The sequence below is a fragment of the Kluyvera sp. genome (assembly GCF_965301105.1).
Genome location: NZ_CBDKZX010000001.1, coordinates 72,843 through 90,029, shown reverse-complemented (window position 1 = coordinate 90,029; position 17,187 = coordinate 72,843). Strand labels below are relative to the sequence as shown.

At 54.7% G+C, this 17,187-nt stretch carries 21 protein-coding genes; 12 read left to right on the top strand and 9 right to left on the bottom strand.

What is annotated here, in order from left to right; all coding sequences use genetic code 11:
- Nucleotides 1-220: 220 nt before the first annotated feature.
- The gene (locus tag ACW14G_RS00410) at nt 221-391 is read left to right on the top strand and encodes a hypothetical protein (protein ID WP_163446409.1); all 171 of its coding nucleotides are present in this window, start codon (nt 221-223) and stop codon (nt 389-391) included.
- Nucleotides 392-558: 167 nt separating this feature from the next.
- On the opposite strand, the gene mgtS is transcribed toward ACW14G_RS00410, so the two are convergent.
- Nucleotides 559-654 carry a protein MgtS gene (mgtS, locus tag ACW14G_RS00405; protein WP_163446408.1) on the bottom strand — a complete coding sequence of 32 codons (96 nt, stop codon included), beginning with the start codon at nt 652-654 and terminating at the stop codon, nt 559-561.
- 82 nt (nt 655-736) lie between these two features.
- On the bottom strand, nt 737-1,726 hold the full coding sequence (gene ftrA, locus ACW14G_RS00400; protein WP_249023243.1) for a transcriptional regulator FtrA: 990 nt from the start codon (nt 1,724-1,726) through the stop codon (nt 737-739).
- An 85-nt stretch (nt 1,727-1,811) separates the two neighbouring features.
- Here ftrA and ACW14G_RS00395 point away from each other — a divergent pair, with 85 nt between their 5' ends.
- On the top strand, nt 1,812-2,210 hold the full coding sequence (locus tag ACW14G_RS00395; protein WP_163446516.1) for a rhodanese-like domain-containing protein: 399 nt from the start codon (nt 1,812-1,814) through the stop codon (nt 2,208-2,210).
- A gap of 152 nt (nt 2,211-2,362) precedes the next feature.
- A complete protein-coding gene (locus tag ACW14G_RS00390; protein ID WP_249023244.1) occupies nt 2,363-3,469 on the top strand; it encodes a cobalamin-independent methionine synthase II family protein in 1,107 nt (368 codons plus the stop codon).
- Between the two features lie 37 nt (nt 3,470-3,506).
- Here the strand turns inward: ACW14G_RS00390 and ydeE are convergent, their stop codons facing one another.
- Nucleotides 3,507-4,697, bottom strand: a complete 1,191-nt coding sequence (ydeE, locus tag ACW14G_RS00385) for an efflux MFS transporter YdeE (protein ID WP_249023245.1) — start codon at nt 4,695-4,697, stop codon at nt 3,507-3,509.
- Between the two features lie 196 nt (nt 4,698-4,893).
- Here ydeE and eamA point away from each other — a divergent pair, with 196 nt between their 5' ends.
- Entirely contained in the window at nt 4,894-5,796 is a 903-nt protein-coding gene (gene eamA / locus ACW14G_RS00380) for an O-acetylserine/cysteine exporter (RefSeq protein WP_249023246.1), read from the top strand.
- Nucleotides 5,797-5,828: 32 nt separating this feature from the next.
- Here the strand turns inward: eamA and marB are convergent, their stop codons facing one another.
- Genes marB through marR form a run of 3 tightly spaced genes read right to left on the bottom strand, consistent with a single transcriptional unit; the run spans nt 5,829 to nt 6,910 of the window.
- Nucleotides 5,829-6,041, bottom strand: a complete 213-nt coding sequence (gene marB / locus ACW14G_RS00375) for a multiple antibiotic resistance protein MarB (protein WP_163446403.1) — start codon at nt 6,039-6,041, stop codon at nt 5,829-5,831.
- Between the two features lie 30 nt (nt 6,042-6,071).
- Complete coding sequence (marA, locus tag ACW14G_RS00370) at nt 6,072-6,455, bottom strand: MDR efflux pump AcrAB transcriptional activator MarA (RefSeq protein WP_163446402.1); 384 nt, start codon at nt 6,453-6,455, stop codon at nt 6,072-6,074.
- A 20-nt stretch (nt 6,456-6,475) separates the two neighbouring features.
- Entirely contained in the window at nt 6,476-6,910 is a 435-nt protein-coding gene (gene marR, locus ACW14G_RS00365) for a multiple antibiotic resistance transcriptional regulator MarR (RefSeq protein ID WP_064545351.1), read from the bottom strand.
- A 229-nt stretch (nt 6,911-7,139) separates the two neighbouring features.
- Between marR and ACW14G_RS00360 the strand changes: the two genes are divergently transcribed.
- Nucleotides 7,140-7,808: a MarC family NAAT transporter gene (locus tag ACW14G_RS00360; protein ID WP_065358073.1), complete on the top strand. Its 669-nt coding sequence runs from the start codon at nt 7,140-7,142 to the stop codon at nt 7,806-7,808.
- Between the two features lie 42 nt (nt 7,809-7,850).
- On the opposite strand, the gene ACW14G_RS00355 is transcribed toward ACW14G_RS00360, so the two are convergent.
- Nucleotides 7,851-9,050 (bottom strand): sugar transporter, encoded by a 1,200-nt coding sequence (locus ACW14G_RS00355; protein WP_167575795.1) that lies wholly within the window; start codon nt 9,048-9,050, stop codon nt 7,851-7,853.
- Nucleotides 9,051-9,250: 200 nt separating this feature from the next.
- Here ACW14G_RS00355 and ACW14G_RS00350 point away from each other — a divergent pair, with 200 nt between their 5' ends.
- Nucleotides 9,251-10,039 (top strand): PhzF family phenazine biosynthesis protein, encoded by a 789-nt coding sequence (locus ACW14G_RS00350; RefSeq protein WP_249023247.1) that lies wholly within the window; start codon nt 9,251-9,253, stop codon nt 10,037-10,039.
- Between the two features lie 40 nt (nt 10,040-10,079).
- Here ACW14G_RS00350 and ACW14G_RS00345 read toward each other — a convergent pair whose 3' ends face one another.
- On the bottom strand, nt 10,080-11,024 hold the full coding sequence (locus ACW14G_RS00345; protein WP_163446399.1) for an L-lactate dehydrogenase: 945 nt from the start codon (nt 11,022-11,024) through the stop codon (nt 10,080-10,082).
- Between the two features lie 151 nt (nt 11,025-11,175).
- On the opposite strand from ACW14G_RS00345, the gene ACW14G_RS00340 reads away from it, so the two are divergent.
- The gene (locus tag ACW14G_RS00340; RefSeq protein WP_249023248.1) at nt 11,176-11,655 is read left to right on the top strand and encodes a GNAT family N-acetyltransferase; all 480 of its coding nucleotides are present in this window, start codon (nt 11,176-11,178) and stop codon (nt 11,653-11,655) included.
- On the opposite strand, the gene ptrR is transcribed toward ACW14G_RS00340, so the two are convergent.
- Nucleotides 11,627-12,487 carry a putrescine utilization regulator PtrR gene (ptrR, locus tag ACW14G_RS00335; protein ID WP_419058742.1) on the bottom strand — a complete coding sequence of 287 codons (861 nt, stop codon included), beginning with the start codon at nt 12,485-12,487 and terminating at the stop codon, nt 11,627-11,629. The two genes, ACW14G_RS00340 and ptrR, sit on opposite strands and share 29 nt — an antisense overlap.
- 103 nt (nt 12,488-12,590) lie before the next feature.
- Here ptrR and sad point away from each other — a divergent pair, with 103 nt between their 5' ends.
- From sad to ACW14G_RS00310, 5 genes are all read left to right on the top strand, one after another.
- Nucleotides 12,591-13,976, top strand: coding sequence for a succinate-semialdehyde dehydrogenase (sad, locus tag ACW14G_RS00330; protein WP_249023319.1), 1,386 nt, complete (start codon nt 12,591-12,593; stop codon nt 13,974-13,976).
- A gap of 71 nt (nt 13,977-14,047) precedes the next feature.
- Nucleotides 14,048-14,974, top strand: a complete 927-nt coding sequence (glsB, locus tag ACW14G_RS00325; protein ID WP_223802651.1) for a glutaminase B — start codon at nt 14,048-14,050, stop codon at nt 14,972-14,974.
- Entirely contained in the window at nt 14,974-15,339 is a 366-nt protein-coding gene (locus ACW14G_RS00320) for a DUF4186 domain-containing protein (protein ID WP_163446395.1), read from the top strand. Before glsB ends, ACW14G_RS00320 begins: the two co-directional genes overlap by 1 nt.
- A gap of 165 nt (nt 15,340-15,504) precedes the next feature.
- Complete coding sequence (locus ACW14G_RS00315) at nt 15,505-16,497, top strand: sensor domain-containing diguanylate cyclase (protein ID WP_249023250.1); 993 nt, start codon at nt 15,505-15,507, stop codon at nt 16,495-16,497.
- 88 nt (nt 16,498-16,585) lie between these two features.
- Nucleotides 16,586-17,113 carry a GNAT family N-acetyltransferase gene (locus ACW14G_RS00310; RefSeq protein WP_167575800.1) on the top strand — a complete coding sequence of 176 codons (528 nt, stop codon included), beginning with the start codon at nt 16,586-16,588 and terminating at the stop codon, nt 17,111-17,113.
- The last annotated feature ends 74 nt before the right edge of the window (nt 17,114-17,187 follow it).

The window sequence follows — 17,187 nt, the reverse complement described above, 5'->3', positions numbered from 1 at the left end:
TCAGGGAGGATAGCCGATGAGATTTTACGGTACCGTAGTCGTTTCGCAACCTGACATTTTCGGTAGGGGATTATTGTTTAAGGGGGTTAAGTGCGCTGGCTCACAGGCTCTTTACAAATACGTGCAGTTGTTGAAGAAACTCGCCATTCAACTTGCTAATATTGCTGCGTAAATCGTTGAGTTAATGGATTTAATATCGACAATCTGCCCGGAGGCACGAATGAAAAAATCCCAGCGTAAAACGCGTCGCGAGTCCATCTGGTCCACCCGTCCTGAGCATCAGGACCTACAGGAATCACGTTCCGGCAGATTGTGGGCTGGCCGTCAGGCCGGTTGTCAGAGTAAAAAGGCGTGGAAAAATTATGGCTTAAACAATGCACTCGCCGTTTAGCTTTAGTTGAATAACGCAGTGGTAGGATTATTTTACAGCAACGGTTACCTAATCAAGGAGAGCGGGTAACCGGAGAAGTAAAAATCTATCCATGCAAGCATTTATACCGCCAGTCATTCTGGCGGTTTTTTTTATCTCTTTATCCGGGATGATTATTGTGGTGTTGGTTAGTCATTCCATTTTCCGCTTAAATAGGCGGTGAGAAAACCGGAAAGCAGAATGAGTCCCACGGCAACCAGAAACACTTGCATATTATCCAGCATGACGACCTCCTCTTTAACGATTTCACTAGCAACATCTATTAGCGTACTCTCTTAAACTTAGACTAACGCCCTCATTTGTGAATTAATTATTTGTTGCGGTAAATCTTTTTCGATAGGCCAGCGGGCTGATTGCAAAATGTTGCTGAAAGCGCAGACGGAGATTTTTGGCATTACCAAATCCGGTGATTTCCGCGACCTTTTCTACGCTGTCTCTGCCGGTAGTCAAATGGTGTTGAGCCTGCAACAAACGCTCGTCAAGCAGCCAGCGAGCAGGGGTTTTTCCGGTTGCTTCCTGGAAGCGGCGCAGGAATGTGCGTTCGCTCATGCCGACTTTGTCAGCCAGCGAACGCACGCTATGGCTCTCCGCCAGGTGCTGGTGGAGAAAGTCAAATAACATCCCTAAGCGCTGACTTTCGCGGGAGCGGGCGACGGGCCGGGTAATTTGTTGCTTTTGCGCGCCGTCGCGGTGTGGCTGGATGACCAGTCGTCGAGCAACCCGGTTGGCGGCCTCCAGCCCAAAATCAAGCCTGACAACGTGTAAGCAGAGATCGATGCCAGCGGCGCTGCCGGCAGAAGTCAGTACGTTCCCCTCGGCGATATAAAGTACGTCATCCACAACGCTAATTGCCGGGTAGCGTTGCTGGAGTAGCGTGGTATAACGCCAGTGGGTCGTGGCACGTTGACCATCAAGCAGGCCAGCCGCCGCCAGAACAAACACGCCGGAACAGATAGATAACACCCGGCATCCGCGCCGATGCGCCTGCTTTAGCGCCAGGCTCAACGCTTCCGGCACCGGGCTATCCACACCGCGCCAGCCAGGGACGATAATGGTATCGGCTTCTTCAAGCAGGCTCAGGTCGCCATCGGCCATCACGCGAACGCCGCCGGTAGCGCGCAGGGCACCTTCATCGACGGCAGCAACGGCAAAGCGATACCAGCTTTCACCCATTTCAGGCCGGGGCAGGCCAAACACCTCTACCGCCACGCCAAATTCAAAGGTACAGAGCCCGTCGTAGGCTAGCGTCACCACCAGGGGGGCGCGTATTGTCATATTCTGGCTGTTTTCTGTCATTTCTGTGGGCAGTTCTCTTATCGGGAGCCTGTTTATACTCATCGCATCGTTACCATAGTGGTAATACCTAACGGGAGAGTCAATGATGAGTTACGTTACCGAATTTCCGGCGGCCAGCGCGGCTGACGCCGCAGCCCATTTTCGCCAGCGTCTGGGTTTTGAAACTGACTGCGCCGACGTGCACGCCGCCCTGCAGGAGCCAGAAGTGGATTTTGTCCTGCTCCATGTGGTGGGCAGCGCCGGGACGTTTGCCCGACGCCATTTACCCGGCGCGATCCATCTTCGCCATGCTGAGATGAGCGCTGAACGCATGCAGGAATGGCCGCAAGAGACCTTATTTGTGGTCTACTGCGCCGGTCCACACTGCAATGGCGCTGACCGCGCGGCATTAAAGCTGGCGACGCTGGGCCGACCGGTGAAAATTATGCTTGGCGGTATCACCGGCTGGGAAGATGAAGGTTTTGCCTTTAGCCAGGGATCGTGAATTTTTTTCATCTATCATGAATTATTCTCGTTTGCTTGTGGTGCACACGGATGACACTATCTGGACATATAGCCATCCAGAAGGCTAAAAAGTTCAAATAATAAATTATCACACCGGGTAACCAGTTTGCCCGAGTGAATAAGGAGAATCGCATGCCACATCAACACGCCCCGTACCGCGCCGATATTGTCGGCAGTTTTTTACGCCCGCTGACCATCAAACAGGCGCGCCAGCAGCTGGCTGACGGTGAAATTACCGCGCAGCAGCTGCGTGCAGTTGAAGATGCTGAGATTCGTCGCGTGGTGCAGCATCAGTGCGACTGTGGCCTGCATGTGGTGACCGATGGCGAATTCCGCCGCGCCTGGTGGCACTTCGATTTCTTCGACGGTTTGCAGGGCGTGGAACGCTATGACTCAGATAAAGGTATTCAGTTTAACGGCGTACAGACTCGCGCTCACGGCATTCGCGTGACCGGTAAACTTGGTTTCGGCGACCATCCAATGCTGGAGGATTTCCGTTTCCTGAAAAGCATCAGCGGCGACGCAACGCCAAAAATGACCATTCCAAGCCCGAGCGTGTTGCATTTTCGCGGGGGCCGTAAGGATATTGATGCGACCGTATACCCGGATCTGGCTGATTATTTCAACGATCTGGCAGACACGTGGCGTGATGCTATCCGCGCCTTCTACGATGCGGGCTGCCGTTATCTGCAGTTGGATGACACCGTCTGGGCCTATCTGTGCTCGGAAGACCAGCGTCGTCAGGTTCGTGAGCGGGGCGATGATCCGGATCAACTGGCGGCTATCTATGCCGACGTGCTGAACCGCGCGCTGGAAGGTAAACCGGACGATCTGATTATCGGTCTGCACGTGTGCCGCGGTAATTTCCGCTCCACGTGGATTTCTGAAGGCGGCTATGAGCCGGTGGCGGAGATTTTGTTTGGCCGCGTCAACGTCGATGCGTTCTTCCTTGAGTACGACAACGACCGTTCCGGCGACTTCGCGCCGCTGCGCTTTATTCGTCCTGGTCATCAGAAAGCCGTCCTGGGGTTGATTACCACCAAGAACGGCGAGCTGGAAAACCCGGAAGGCGTGAAAGCGCGTGTCAAGGAAGCGGCACACTACGTTGCGCTGGAACAGATTTGTCTCAGCCCGCAGTGCGGTTTTGCTTCGACCGAAGAGGGCAACAGCCTGAGCGAGCAGCAGCAGTGGGACAAGGTCCGCCTGGTGACGGGCGTCGCGGCCGACATTTGGTCATAACGATCTCTTCCCGGGGCCGAATTGGCCCCGGATAACCCTACGCCGCGCTGACGGTGGTGCCCCAGGTACTGGCCTTAATTCCACGGAAAATCAACAGCCACGCCAGCACAATGGTGACCATCATGATGGGGAATAGCATGACTGGCGGGAAATGGGTCAGGATCTGCCCGGTCAGTAGTGGGTTAAGAGCAGCGCCTAACCACCCCAGCGCCTGAGCGGAAAAATAGCTGGCTTTCATGCCCGGTGGAGCGATGTTATCGATCAACATGTATTCACCCGGTGCGTAGATGACTTCTCCCAGGGTGAAAACGGCTGCCGCCAGCCCCCAGAACCACAGGTTGTCGCCAGAAAACATAAACCCTGTCAGACCTATCACATAGCAAACGGTACCAAAGGTCATTAATGGTCGCAGATTATTGGCAGTGAGCTTGCGACCAATCGCGTACTGTAGTGTGACGACCACGGCGGCGTTCACCGGCAAAATCACGGCCACGACCTTTTCAGCAAAGTTACTGTCGCCAACTGCCAGCACGTACTGAGAGAGGCAGGATGCAAAAGAACCGCCAACGAAGGACGCCAGCAGGCCCGACAGCGTGAACCACAGCAGCGCCCGGTCGCGCAGCAATACTGACGGTGACCAGGCGATGGGCGTTTCCGGGATTTCTGTTGGTCTCAGACGTTCAACATAGCGCTGGATAAACAGCAGCGGGAAGGCCGCGCATATCGCTGCCAGCCAGAAAGGCAGGTTAATACTTTGCATGACCAGCAGCGTTCCAATCGGCGGACCGATAGTCCAGCCAATATTCAGAAACGTGTAGTTAAGCGAAAAAACCTTCGCTTTGGTTGTCGGCGCGAGGGTATCGGAGAAATAGGCTTTCAGTACGGTGGAAAACACCGAGTACGAGCAGTTGATCAGCGAGAAGAAAAAAACCACCAGCACCACGCTATGGACCAGCGGAATGGCGACAAAACCGCAGATAAAAAAGGCGACGGCAATCAGCATGTAGCGTTTTTTATCAAATTTATCGGCCAGAATCCCGAAGCCGAGGCTGAACATGACGCCAACCACCAGCGCAATGGACATGGCATAACCGATGGTATCTACCGTCATTGCGTACTGACGCGTGAGATAAATGGTCATAAAGGGAAGTGTGGCGCCGCGTCCGATAGTTAACAGTAACGACGATGCCAGTAGCGCGATCGTAGATCGTCTGGTCGTTGGTTTCATTTTCCTGCCTGATAGATGTCGTTGTATTGTTTTTTGTTATCTCTTTCACAAATATCATGCCATAAGCAGCTTGTATAGCCGTGGTCGTGTTGGGGAGTGCGATTTTGAACTGCCAAAAATAATGATCTATTCCTCGTCTGAATTTTTCGTTACTTTGGTTAGGTTTACATAAATTTAATAAATGTTGGGGCGAGGCATGACGCGTAAAGATGGGCTACTGGCGCTGTTGGTGGTTGTGGTTTGGGGGCTGAACTTTGTGGTGATCAAAGTCGGCCTGCACGGTATGCCGCCGCTGCTGTTAGCGGGGCTACGCTTTTTATTTGTCGCTTTCCCGGCGCTATTCTTCGTTCCACGTCCGCGGGTTCCGCTACCGCTGCTGCTTGGCTACGCGCTCACCATCAGTTTTGGCCAGTTTGCCTTTCTGTTTTGTGCCATCAACTTCGGCATGCCGGCTGGGCTGGCCTCGCTGGTGCTTCAGGCGCAGGCTTTCTTTACCATCATTCTTGGTGCCTTCGCCTTTGGTGAGCGACTGCAGCGTAAACAGCTGGTGGGGATTTCGCTGGCGGTGTTTGGCGTGCTGGTGCTGATTGAAACCAGTATGAGCGGGCAACACGTTAAGCTGCTGGGCTTTATGCTGACGCTGGCGGCGGCGCTGTGCTGGGCCTGCGGTAATATCTTTAATAAGAAAATCCTGCACCATGATTCGAAACCCGGGGTGATGTCGTTGGTGGTATGGAGCGCGTTGATTCCTATTCTGCCGTTTATGCTGAGCTCGTGGATTTTCGAGGGGCCGCAGTTGATGACCCAAAGCCTGATTCACATCGACCTGACGACCATACTGTCGCTGGCGTATCTCTCGTTTATTGCCAGCATTGTGGGTTATGGCATCTGGGGTTCGCTGCTTGGCCGTTATGAAACCTGGCGCGTGGCTCCACTGTCACTGTTGGTGCCGGTGGTGGGGCTCGCCAGTGCAGCGTTGTTGCTGGATGAAACGTTGTCGGCAATGCAGTTGATTGGTGCGCTGTTGATTATGGCCGGACTGTTTATTAACGTCTTTGGTCTACGTTTGCCAGGGATGCGGCGGGTGGTGAAGGGCTAAAAAAAGCCCCGCGATAGCGGGGCAATGAATGTTTAGCGATTATTTTCATTGTAATAAGGTACACCCAGCTCATCAGATTTATCGCTACCGGCACCCATATGATTGAAATCAAACGGTGACTGGCTGCTGGCGGACGGCATCAGCATGGTGTCGTGCGCAGTTCTGTGGGCCGGAAGTTGCTCCGCGTAGCTCTGAGTTGAGGCCATCGCTAGCAGGGCGAAGGCAACGGAAGCGAACAGTTTCATTATTTCCTCGATACGTCTTATTGCAGGCGATTAACAAACACAGTGATTAATAGGGTGGAGATAGCGAGACTCTCCGTGCATATTGGTGACGCGGTACTTGTGCGGTGGCACGTCGAAATAGTTTTTAAACGTTCGCGTCAACGTCTGCTGAGATTCAAAACCGTAGCGTTCGGCCAGATACAGAATCGGCTCATTACCTTCTTTTAATTTCTGGGCGATTTCCGTCAGCTTACGGGTGCGAATGTACTGACCTAATGAATGACCGGTCTCTTTTTTAAACATCCGCTGCAGGTGCCATTTGGAGTAACCAGAACGTTCTGACACTTTTTCAAGCGACAGCGGCGATTCCAGGTTCTCTTCGATCCAGTCCAAAATGCTATGAATAGTAATAGCGTCAGTGTTACGTCTGGACATCGTCTTACCTCTTCTTCTGTTTACGGCAATATTTTTTTAAGCAGAAGCTCGAGTGTTGCTACTTCATTTGCCGTTAAGTTTTTTGTTAATTCCTGGTGCAGGTTTTGCCCAACGAGCAGATGGCATTGTTCACAAATGGCTGCGCCTTCCGGCGTCAACTGAATCAATACACCCCGCTTGTCGCTTGGATTGGGTAACCGGGCTATCCAGCCCCGACACAGCAAACGGTCAAGCATGCGGGTGAGCGCGCCCAGATCCACCGACAAGGTTTTTTTCAATTCCACGGGGGTGATACTGCCTTTACAACGAATAGAGCACAGCACTCTAAACTGTGAGGCGGTAATGTCTTCTGGCGATAAATGCTCGTTGAGTAAGCGATCTTTCTTTTGGTTAACCAGGTGAATCAAATGCCCAAGTGGAATCATTTCATTGAAGAGATCGCTTGTGCTGTTCACAATGGTTGCCCTGGCAAGTACTTTAGTTGCGATGGATATTATTTCTCACGCAACCATAAGTCAACTGAATGGGTCAGGCGATGCCACGAATTGCTAAAACGCTTCAGGAAGGCCTAAATAGGATATCCTGTAAAGGAGCACCCCGTAGCAAGAGATGCTGTACAAAAGGGCGCCGACCTGGCGTACAGACCGATTTTTTCCGTAAAACAGACAGGATTTTTAAACGCTTATGAAGGAACTCTTTCAGGCAATTGGGCTGGGTCTGGTGGTGTTGCTACCGCTGGCTAACCCGCTAACCACCGTCGCGCTGTTCCTCGGCCTTTCGGGGAATATGAACAGCGCGGAGCGTAACCGACAGTCGCTGATGGCTTCCGTTTACGTTTTCGCCATCATGATGGTGGCCTACTATGCGGGCCAGGTGGTGATGAATACATTCGGGATATCAATACCTGGCCTTCGTATCGCCGGCGGGCTGATTGTCGCTTTTATTGGTTTTCGCATGCTGTTCCCGCAGCAGAAGGCGCATGACTCACCGGAAGCGCGCAGTAAGTCCGAAGAGCTTCAGGAAGAGCCGACCGCCAATATCGCCTTTGTGCCGCTGGCGATGCCCAGCACCGCAGGCCCTGGTACCATTGCGATGATCATCAGCTCGGCTTCAACGGTGAAGCATGGCGTCAACTTCCCGGAGTGGGTGGTGCTGGTCGCGCCGCCGATTATCTTCGCGCTGGTGGGGGTGATTTTATGGGGCTGCCTGCGTAGTTCAGGCGCCATTATGCGTCTGGTGGGCAAGGGCGGCATCGAGGCGATTTCCCGTCTGATGGGCTTCCTGCTGGTGTGCATGGGGGTGCAGTTTATTATTAACGGCGTGCTGGAAATTATTAAAACCTATCCCGCGTAATAGCAGTCAGGCCGGGACTCACTCCCGGCCTGATCACGCGTGTTAATGCTGATGAGCCTGTTCTTCTAACGATGCCGTTGGCCAACGGCGGAAAATGACCACCGCCCAGATAAACGCCGCCAGCGCGGGCACGGCGCCCACATAGCCGATGGATGACATCGATAAGTGGGTGCTAATCTGGCTGCCCAGCAGAGCGCCAGCCCCAATCCCGATATTGAAAATACCAGAGAATAACGACATCGCCACGTCAGTGGCATCCGGTGCCAGCGCCAGAACCTTCACCTGCATACCCAGGCCAATCACCATAATGGCGATTCCCCAGAAGATGCTTAGTACCGCCAGATGTGTCGCATCCTGTGCCGCAGGCAACAGCAGCAGCAGACAAACGAGCAGCAAGCCAATCGCACTGCTGATGAGCCCGGATGCATGCAGGTTCCCCAATTTGCCAAACAGCACGCTACCGATAATTCCCGCACCGCCAAGAATCAGCAGCAGCACAGTGGCAAAGTTGCCGCTCAGTCCGGCCACGGTCTGGACAAAGGGTTCAATATAGCTGTAAGCGGTGTAGTGGGCGGTGACCACCACGACGGTTAGCAGGTAGATGCTCATTAGCGCCGGACGGCGGAACAGCACCGGCAGGCTTTTCAACGAACCGGAATGTTCGCTTGGCAAGCGCGGCAGCAGCTTAATCAAGGCCAGCAGCGTTATCAGCGCCCCGACGCCGATGGCGAAGAAGGTGGTGCGCCAGCCAAAGTACTGGCCGACGATACGGCCAATCGGGATGCCGAAAACCATCGCCAGCGCCGTGCCGGTGGCAATCAGGCTCAGCGCCTGAGCGCGTTTTCCTGCGGGCGCCATACGAATAGCCAGAGAAGCGGTAATCGACCAGAACACCGCGTGGGCGAAGGCGATGCCGATGCGGCTGGCGACCAGCACCGTGAAGTTCCACGCCAGGAACGAGAGCACATGGCTGGCAATAAACAGGACAAAGAGCCCGATCAGCAGCTTGCGGCGCTCCATCTGGCTGGTGAGCAGCATAAATGGCAACGACATTACCGCCACGACCCACGCGTAGATGGTCAACATAATGCCGACCTCGGCGGTTTGCATGCCAAAGCTGTCGGCGATATCTGACAGCAGGCCAACCGGAACGAACTCAGTAGTATTGAAAATAAAGGCCGCGACAGCCAGCGTGACTACCCGAAGCCACGCGATCCGACGAGAGACGGCGTTTGTTGTCATAGATAATGCACCGGGGGCGTTAGATAAATGAAGAGACGTGGGATCTTAAAGCTATTATTGCTGCAAACACAATCATTATGTGATTCAGATCTCATTTTAAGTTTGAGTGACAGTGTCACCGATTGCAGAAAAAAGGGTCTTGTCGTTGTTAAGATTTTGTGTCAGTTTGCGATAACGTGGAGATAATGCAGAGGAAAAATATGCACGAGATTGATTTTTTTATGGTTGATGCCTTTAGCGACCGAGCCTTTGGGGGCAATGCGGCGGCAGTCTGTCTGCTGGAATCATGGCCAGCAGATGACCTGCTGCTTAAAATGGCGCAACAACATAATCAGTCGGAAACCGCGTTTATTGTGAAACAGCCAGGTGGCTTTGCGTTGCGCTGGTTTACCACGCGTCATGAAGTTAACCTTTGCGGTCACGGCACGCTGGCCAGCGCCCATGTGGTGTTCAACTATCTCGACTATCCGGATGAGCGAGTTCATTTTGAGACGCTATCTGGTCGTTTAACCGTGACCCGTCGCGGTGAATGGTTGACGCTGGATTTCCCCATCAGTGTGACCGAAGAAGCGCTGCCGCCAGAAGAGATGCTGCGTGCGCTCGGGATCGGCGAGTATCGCCACGCGCGTAAAGGCCGCGCATGGGTGATTGAACTGGAGAATCAGCAACAGGTTGAAGCACTGCAACCGGATATCGGCGCGATGATACCGGGCGAACATAAAGTGTCGGTGACGGCGAAAGGCGACGGCGAATACGATTTTGTCAGCCGATTCTTCTCGCCAGGCGAAGCGGTCTGGGAAGATCCGGTGACTGGCTCGGCGCACACGATGTTGATTCCTTACTGGGGTGAAAAGTTGGGGAAAACGCAGATGTTGGCGCGTCAGGTATCCGCCCGTGGCGGCGATGTACGCTGCGAGTGGCGGGGAGAACGGGTCTTCATGAGCGGGAAGGCGAGAACCTATTTGCAGGGTAAGGTGTTTCTGGATTAACCCGGCGTCGCTGTGCTCAGCCGGGTGGACTGACTCAGAACTAGGGTAATAGCGCAATATTCGCTTTAATCACCTCAACCGACCGGGCGAACTTTTCCTGTTCGTCCGCTTCCAGCTGAAGCTCAATAACTTGCTGAACACCGCTTTGCGCCAGCACGGCAGGCACACCGATAGCGACGCCGTTCACGCCATATTCGCCATCAAGAATGCAGGAGATGGCCAGCGCACGGTGGCTACCGGTGAAGACATTGCGACAGATCTCGGCAATGGTTCCCGCAATACCATACTCGGTACAGCCTTTACCGGCGTAGATCTCAAAACCCAGCTTGCGCACGCTGTCGGCCATCGCCTGGCGGTCAAGTTCGCGGCCGGTACGGTGCCGATAAACCTGTTCGATTGGCGAGCCATAGACTGAAGAGTGTGACCAGACCGGAAACTGGCTGTCGCCGTGCTCGCCGAGAATAAAGGCGTCAATGCTTTGCGCACCGATATCCAGATCCTGCGCCAGCTTGCGGCGAAGACGCGTGGTATCCAGCCACACGCCGGTGCCGATGACCTGACTGCGAGGGAGGCCGGATAGCTGCCAGACTTGCCAGGTAATAATATCGCACGGGTTGGTGGCGATCAGAAAGATGCCGTTGAAGCCGCCTGCCATCATCTGCGGCACGATACTGTGGACGATTTTGGCCGTGCTTTTTAACTCATCCAGACGGGTTTGACCCGGCTTTAATGCGCCGCCGGACACCGTGATCACAGCGATATCCACATCGGCGCAGTCGCTGGCATCGCGACAGGTAATGGTCATCATGCCGGGCATATAGGCGGCGGCATCGCTAAGATCCTGAGCATGCGCTTCTGCGCGGGTCTTGTTCAGGTCGACCAGGATAAGTTCTTCGCAAATATTCTGATTCAGTAGCGCATAAGCAGCTGACGCGCCAACGTTACCGGCGCCGATGATCATGACTTTACGGGCTTTCGTGTTCATGGTTATTCCATTACATGGGCAAACGACAGGGGATAAAGCTACTCGTTAACAAGTGGTTAGCGCAATACCCGGCCGACAATATAAGTTAATGCTATGAGACGACATGAGGGTGAATGATAGAGTGGGGTGATAAAATAAACAGGAGCCTGCCATGTACACGATCGCTATCACTTCCCCTGCCGACCCGGATGTCAGCGCGTTGATTCACGAGCTGGATAAATATCAGAGCACGCTCTATCCGACAGAAAGTAACCACCTGATTGACCTTGCGGCGCTGCCGGAAAACCAGATTATCGTCATGCTGATTCGCCAGGGGAAAACCGCTGTCGGCTGCGGCGCCATCGTATTAGCAGACGACGGCTGCGGTGAAATGAAACGTGTTTTTATCGACCCGACGCACCGAGGCCAGCGGCTCGGGGAAAAACTCCTGACAGCGCTGGAGACGGTGGCACTGCAACGCGGTTGCACCACGTTGCAGCTGGAAACCGGAATTCATCAGCATGCGGCAATTAACCTGTACACGCGCAGTGGCTATCAAATTTGCGCGGCGTTTGCGCCGTATCAACCGGATCCGCTCAGCGTATTTATGACGAAGCCGTTGGTCACGCAGGTTCATCAAGCAGCGCAATAAACGCTTCCAGTTGGCGGCTCATCGCGCCGCGCCGCCACACCAGCCAGGTCGTTAGCCAGCGCCATTTCTCGGCCAGCGGCCATGCGCAGACCTGCTGATGCCCGGGCATACTTTCCAGCATGCTACGCGGCATTAATGCCAACCCGGCGCCGGCGATCACGCAGGCCAGCATGCCGTGATAAGACTCCATTTCGTGAATACGCCCTGGCGTGGCCTGATCGCTATGAAACCAGCTCTCAAAATGACGACGATAGGAACAGTTAGCGCGAAACGCGTAAATGCTGGTGCCGTTGACCTCACTGGCACGGGTAATGGGGGGATGGCCGTGGGCGGCGACAATCATCATCTCTTCCTGATAGACCGGCATGCCGTCGAGTCCAGGATGCATCACCGGACCATCGACAAAAGCGGCGCTCAGTGTACCTTCCAGTACGCCGTCGATCATGGTACCGGATGGGCCGGTGGCCAGATCAAACTGGATCCGCGGGTAGCGGCGGTTATAGGACGCCAGCGTCTGCGGAATGCGCACGGCGGCGGTGCTTTCCAGCGCACCGAGTGCAAACAGCCCTTGAGGCTCATCGCCAGCGACAACCATTCTGGCCTCATCGACCAGCGCGAGAATTTGCTGACTGTAGCGCAGAAAGCTGTGCCCCGCTGGCGACAGGCGCAGACGCTGGTTTTCACGAATGAATAAATCGACGCCAAGGTCGGCTTCCAGCTGGCGAATGCGAGTGGTCAGATTAGACGGCACGCGGTGCACCTTCTGCGCGGCCTGAGTAATGCTGCCGGTTTGGGCGACGGCATTAAACATCTCCAGTTGAGTTAAATCCATGACTTTCTCATATCGTGAATGGTTCGGTTAATATTATTCAGTTTTCATAAACGGAAGAATAGGTGAGGATGTCACCATGACGCAATCAATCAGAGAGAAAAAGATGACTTCACCTGCAACCCATGCCGTCTCCGTTAACCCGGCCAACGGCGAAACACTCTCCGCGCTGCCGTGGGCGTCCTCTACTGACGTGGATCTGGCGATTACCCTGGCCGATAACGCTTTCCGTCAGTGGCGCAAAACGTCCGTCGCGCAGCGTGCCGATGCCCTGCGCGCCATTGGCCGCGTTCTGCGCGAGCGGGCTGAAGAGATGGCGCAGTGCATCACCCGCGAAATGGGTAAACCCATTAATCAGGCGCGCGGTGAAGTGGCAAAATCTGCCCATCTGTGCGATTGGTATGCCGAACATGGCCCGGCGATGCTGGCGACCGAAGCAACCCAGGTGGAAAACCATCAGGCGGTTATCGAGTACCGTCCGTTGGGGCCTGTGCTGGCGGTGATGCCATGGAACTTCCCGCTGTGGCAGGTTCTGCGCGGCGCGGTGCCGATTATGCTGGCGGGGAACAGTTACCTACTGAAACACGCGCCGAACGTCATGGGCTGTGCGGCGCTGATTGGTGATATCGTTGCGCAAGCGGGCGTTCCGGCAGGCGTCTTTAATTGGGTGAATGCGACGAATGACGGTGTTTCCCAAATCATTAACGATCCACGGATTGCCGCTGTCACTGTTACCGGCAGCGTGCGCGCGGGTAAGGCGATTGGTGCGCAGGCGGGTGCCGCGCTGAAAAAGTGCGTACTGGAACTGGGCGGTTCCGATCCGTTCATCGTACTGAACGATGCGGACATCGATACGGCGGTGCAAGCGGCGGTGATTGGCCGCTATCAGAATACCGGACAGGTCTGTGCGGCGGCTAAGCGTTTTATTCTGGAAGCGAGCATTGCCGAGCAGTTCACCGACAAGTTTGTTGCTGCCGTCGCGGCGCTGAAAATGGGCGACCCGCGGGATGAAGCAAATTATCTCGGCCCAATGGCCCGTTTCGATCTGCGTGATGAGCTGCATGGTCAGGTGATGGCGACGATTAACGAAGGGGCGACTCTCTTACTGGGCGGCGAACTGCCCAGCAGTGAAGGCAACTATTATCCGGCCACCGTGCTGGTCAATGTGGCTCCGACGATGACCGCCTTCCGTCAGGAGATGTTTGGCCCGGTGGCCGCGATCACCGTCGCACGCGATGCCGATCACGCGCTGGCGCTGGCGAACGACAGTGAGTTTGGTCTGTCGGCAACGGTCTTTACCGCGGACCCGATACAGGCGCAGCGTTTTGCCGACGAGCTGGAGTGCGGCGGCGTGTTTATCAACGGCTACAGTGCCAGCGATGCGCGCGTGGCCTTCGGCGGCGTGAAAAAGAGCGGCTTTGGTCGTGAGTTGTCGCATTTTGGCCTGCGCGAATTCTGTAACGTTCAAACGGTATGGAAAGATCGTCGATAAGCGAAACGACGTAGCCCTTACGCTCTGCTATACTCCCTGGCCGAAAATAGCCTGTGGGCAAGGAGTGGTAAGTGGCTACGGTTATCAATAATGTCATGCTGGCGTCGATCCTCGACGACGTCAGGCCGCTGATTGGGCAGGGGAAAGTGGCGGACTATATTCCGGCATTGGCCTGCGTAAGCGGCAAAAAACTGGGGATCGCTATCAGTACCGTCGATGGGCAGCACTTTAGCGCTGGCGACGCCAACGAGCGATTCTCCATTCAATCAATTTCCAAAGTCCTCAGTCTGGTCGTGGCGATGAATCACTATCAGGCCGAGGAGATCTGGTCGCGGGTGGGTAAAGATCCTTCCGGGCAGCCGTTTAACTCTCTTTTACAGCTGGAAATTGAACAGGGTATTCCACGTAACCCGTTTATTAACGCTGGCGCGCTGGTGGTCTGCGATATGCTGCAAGGGCGACTCAGCGCACCGCGCCAGCGGATGCTGGAGATCGTACGTAAGCTGAGCGGCGTGTCGAACATCGGTTATGACGCGCAGGTCGCGCGCTCGGAGTTTGAACATTCGGCGCGGAATGCGGCGATCGCCTGGCTAATGAAATCCTTTGGTAACTTCCATCACGACGTGGCGACCGTACTGCAAAATTATTTCCATTACTGTGCGCTTGAGATGAACTGCGTAGAGTTGGCGAGGACTTTTCTGTTTCTTGCCAACCAGGGGCAGGCGCTGCATCTCGACACGCCGGTGATCACCCCCATGCAGACGCGGCAGGTTAATGCATTGATGGCGACCAGCGGTATGTACCAGAACGCCGGCGAATTTGCCTGGCGAGTAGGGCTGCCAGCGAAATCTGGCGTGGGCGGCGGCGTGGTTGCTATCGTACCGCACGAAATGGCGATAGCCGTCTGGAGCCCGGAACTGGATGACGCGGGTAACTCTCTGGCCGGCGTGGCAGCCCTGGAGGCGCTGACGCAGCAGATAGGACGTTCAGTTTACTGATGGATACTCTCGACAGTTTATTTGCGCGGCTGCAGCGTTCAACCTTCCGCAGCCGCTTTCGCCTTGGCGCAAAAGAGCGGCAGTACTGTATTGATAAAGGCCCGGAGATTATCGATAGCCATGCGGCCGATTTTATCGCCGGGCGTCTGGCGCCCGCACAGCCGAAGAACGACGGTAAGCAGACACCGATGCGTGGTCACCCGGTATTTATTGCCCAGCACGCCACCGCTACCTGCTGTCGCGGCTGCCTGGAAAAATGGCACCATATCCCGCAGGGGCAGGCGCTGAGTGCGGATCAACAGCGCTATATTGTGGGTGTTATTCACCACTGGCTGGTCATCCAGATGAACCGTAACGAACGCTAGCACGCTTAAGTTTATTCTGAAAAGCTATCTATTTTGATAGCTTGTTTCGACATGCCGCCCTCAATATGATACGGCTGGCATCGCATCGGAATAAATTGTGTTATGAAGAGTTTTGACAAACTTATTGCGAACAATGGGGGAGTGGGAACCCGGTTTGTCAGACGGATGTTTCTGATGCGGATGCTCGGCACCTTCCTCTGTTTTCTGCCTATTTTCTCCGTTCTTGCCGAACTTCATCGACCTGAATACCTGAAGATCTTACTGGCGTTGAACGCCTTTGTCTGGCCCACCGTAGCTTATCTGCGTGCCATGCTCGCGCCAATACCCCGTGAGGTTGAACAACAGAACCTGTTATGGGATGCCGGAGTGGGTGGCTTCTGGATAGCGATGATGGCGATGAATCCGCTGCCATCAGTCGCGATTGCCACGATCCTGCTGACTGACAGGCTCTCTGCGGGGGGACAAATGTTGATGCGTAAAGCCGCGCTGGCCATGCTGGCGGGATTTGCGATCAGCTGGGTAGTGATCGGTATGCCATTTTATGGCGCGGTAAGTCAACGCACGATGCTGGCGACGCTGCCACTGATTTCCTTATATGTTCTGGCACTGAGTCTGCTTACCGATAGCATTGCCGTCAAGCTGCGGCTGAAGAGCCAGGAACTGGAACGTATTGCGATGCTCGACCCGCTGCTGGATATCGCCAATCGTCGTCTGCTGGAGCAGCGTATTTCATGGGAATTGATTCGATTGCAACGGGACTGCGGCCATTCGCTGCTGATGTTTATCGACGTCGACAATTTCAAAGAGATTAACGATCGCTACGGCCATAAGGTGGGCGACGTGATGCTCAAAACCGTGTCGCAAATTTTGCAGATGGCGACCCGGCCAACGGATACTCCCGCACGTCTGGGCGGCGATGAATTTGTTATCCTGCTCCCGGATACCACGCTTGAAGAAGGGCGCTCAATCGCCCAGCGAATTATGGACGCTACCGCGGTGGTGACGGAGCGTCCGGATCATCGCCAGACGCTCACGCTAAGCATTGGGATTGCCGACGCGCTGCCGGAAATGCTGGAAGTCTCCGACTGGCTACAGGCGGCGGACAGCGCGCTGTATGAGGCAAAACGTCGTGGTAAGAACCAGATTTTTGCGCATTAGCGCATCATAAGAAACTGCGATGATAAGACCTATTGTGTTATCAATAAGTTAACGCAATAGTGATAACCTCATTTTCCAGGAGGCCATCATGAACGCATCATTTACGCTGCATACCTTTTCTGAAGCGGAGATTCTCTCCCATCTTGAGCCGCTGTCTGACGTCCTGACCAACTGCGTCAATGGCGGCGCATCGGTTAGCTTTATGCTGCCTTTTCATCACGATACCGCGCTGGCATTCTGGCGGCGAACTGCCGCCAGCGTTGGGCGCGACGAACGCGTGGTTCTCGTGGCCAAAGATGTCGACCAGACGATTGTCGGTACCGTTCAGCTGATTATCGATCAGCCAGAAAACCAACCGCATCGTGCCGACGTGGCAAAACTGTTAGTACACGAACGCGCCCGTCGCGGCGGCATTGCGCGAGCGCTGATGCAGCGACTGGAAGCGGTTGCGGTTGATGCGGGGAAAAACGTGCTGGTGCTGGATACTGCCACTGGCAGCGGGGCGGAAAACTTCTATCAGCGCTGCGGATGGCAGAAAGTGGGCGAAGTGCCGCGCTATGCCCTTATGCCAGACGGTACGCTGACGGCGACCTCGATTTTTTACAAATTTTTATAGACTCACTATTTATTCTCGCAGTTTTGATCAAAACAGGGTTTCATAAGCGGAAAATCTGATAAGTTATTAGACCA

What these genes read in the sequence shown, in the direction of transcription:
- sad (WP_249023319.1), top strand. Translation starts at nt 12,591, where the DNA reads ATGACTTCACCTGCAACCCATGCCGTCTCCGTTAACCCGGCCAACGGC.
- ACW14G_RS00340 (WP_249023248.1), top strand. Translation starts at nt 11,176, where the DNA reads ATGTACACGATCGCTATCACTTCCCCTGCCGACCCGGATGTCAGCGCG.
- ydeE (WP_249023245.1), bottom strand. Translation starts at nt 4,697, where the DNA reads ATGAAACCAACGACCAGACGATCTACGATCGCGCTACTGGCATCGTCG.
- ACW14G_RS00350 (WP_249023247.1), top strand. Translation starts at nt 9,251, where the DNA reads ATGCACGAGATTGATTTTTTTATGGTTGATGCCTTTAGCGACCGAGCC.
- ACW14G_RS00355 (WP_167575795.1), bottom strand. Translation starts at nt 9,050, where the DNA reads ATGACAACAAACGCCGTCTCTCGTCGGATCGCGTGGCTTCGGGTAGTC.
- ACW14G_RS00395 (WP_163446516.1), top strand. Translation starts at nt 1,812, where the DNA reads ATGAGTTACGTTACCGAATTTCCGGCGGCCAGCGCGGCTGACGCCGCA.
- ftrA (WP_249023243.1), bottom strand. Translation starts at nt 1,726, where the DNA reads ATGACAGAAAACAGCCAGAATATGACAATACGCGCCCCCCTGGTGGTG.
- marB (WP_163446403.1), bottom strand. Translation starts at nt 6,041, where the DNA reads ATGAAACTGTTCGCTTCCGTTGCCTTCGCCCTGCTAGCGATGGCCTCA.
- ACW14G_RS00345 (WP_163446399.1), bottom strand. Translation starts at nt 11,024, where the DNA reads ATGAACACGAAAGCCCGTAAAGTCATGATCATCGGCGCCGGTAACGTT.
- ACW14G_RS00390 (WP_249023244.1), top strand. Translation starts at nt 2,363, where the DNA reads ATGCCACATCAACACGCCCCGTACCGCGCCGATATTGTCGGCAGTTTT.
- ACW14G_RS00410 (WP_163446409.1), top strand. Translation starts at nt 221, where the DNA reads ATGAAAAAATCCCAGCGTAAAACGCGTCGCGAGTCCATCTGGTCCACC.
- ptrR (WP_419058742.1), bottom strand. Translation starts at nt 12,487, where the DNA reads ATGGATTTAACTCAACTGGAGATGTTTAATGCCGTCGCCCAAACCGGC.
- ACW14G_RS00360 (WP_065358073.1), top strand. Translation starts at nt 7,140, where the DNA reads ATGAAGGAACTCTTTCAGGCAATTGGGCTGGGTCTGGTGGTGTTGCTA.
- ACW14G_RS00315 (WP_249023250.1), top strand. Translation starts at nt 15,505, where the DNA reads ATGTTTCTGATGCGGATGCTCGGCACCTTCCTCTGTTTTCTGCCTATT.
- mgtS (WP_163446408.1), bottom strand. Translation starts at nt 654, where the DNA reads ATGCTGGATAATATGCAAGTGTTTCTGGTTGCCGTGGGACTCATTCTG.
- eamA (WP_249023246.1), top strand. Translation starts at nt 4,894, where the DNA reads ATGACGCGTAAAGATGGGCTACTGGCGCTGTTGGTGGTTGTGGTTTGG.
- marA (WP_163446402.1), bottom strand. Translation starts at nt 6,455, where the DNA reads ATGTCCAGACGTAACACTGACGCTATTACTATTCATAGCATTTTGGAC.
- ACW14G_RS00320 (WP_163446395.1), top strand. Translation starts at nt 14,974, where the DNA reads ATGGATACTCTCGACAGTTTATTTGCGCGGCTGCAGCGTTCAACCTTC.
- ACW14G_RS00310 (WP_167575800.1), top strand. Translation starts at nt 16,586, where the DNA reads ATGAACGCATCATTTACGCTGCATACCTTTTCTGAAGCGGAGATTCTC.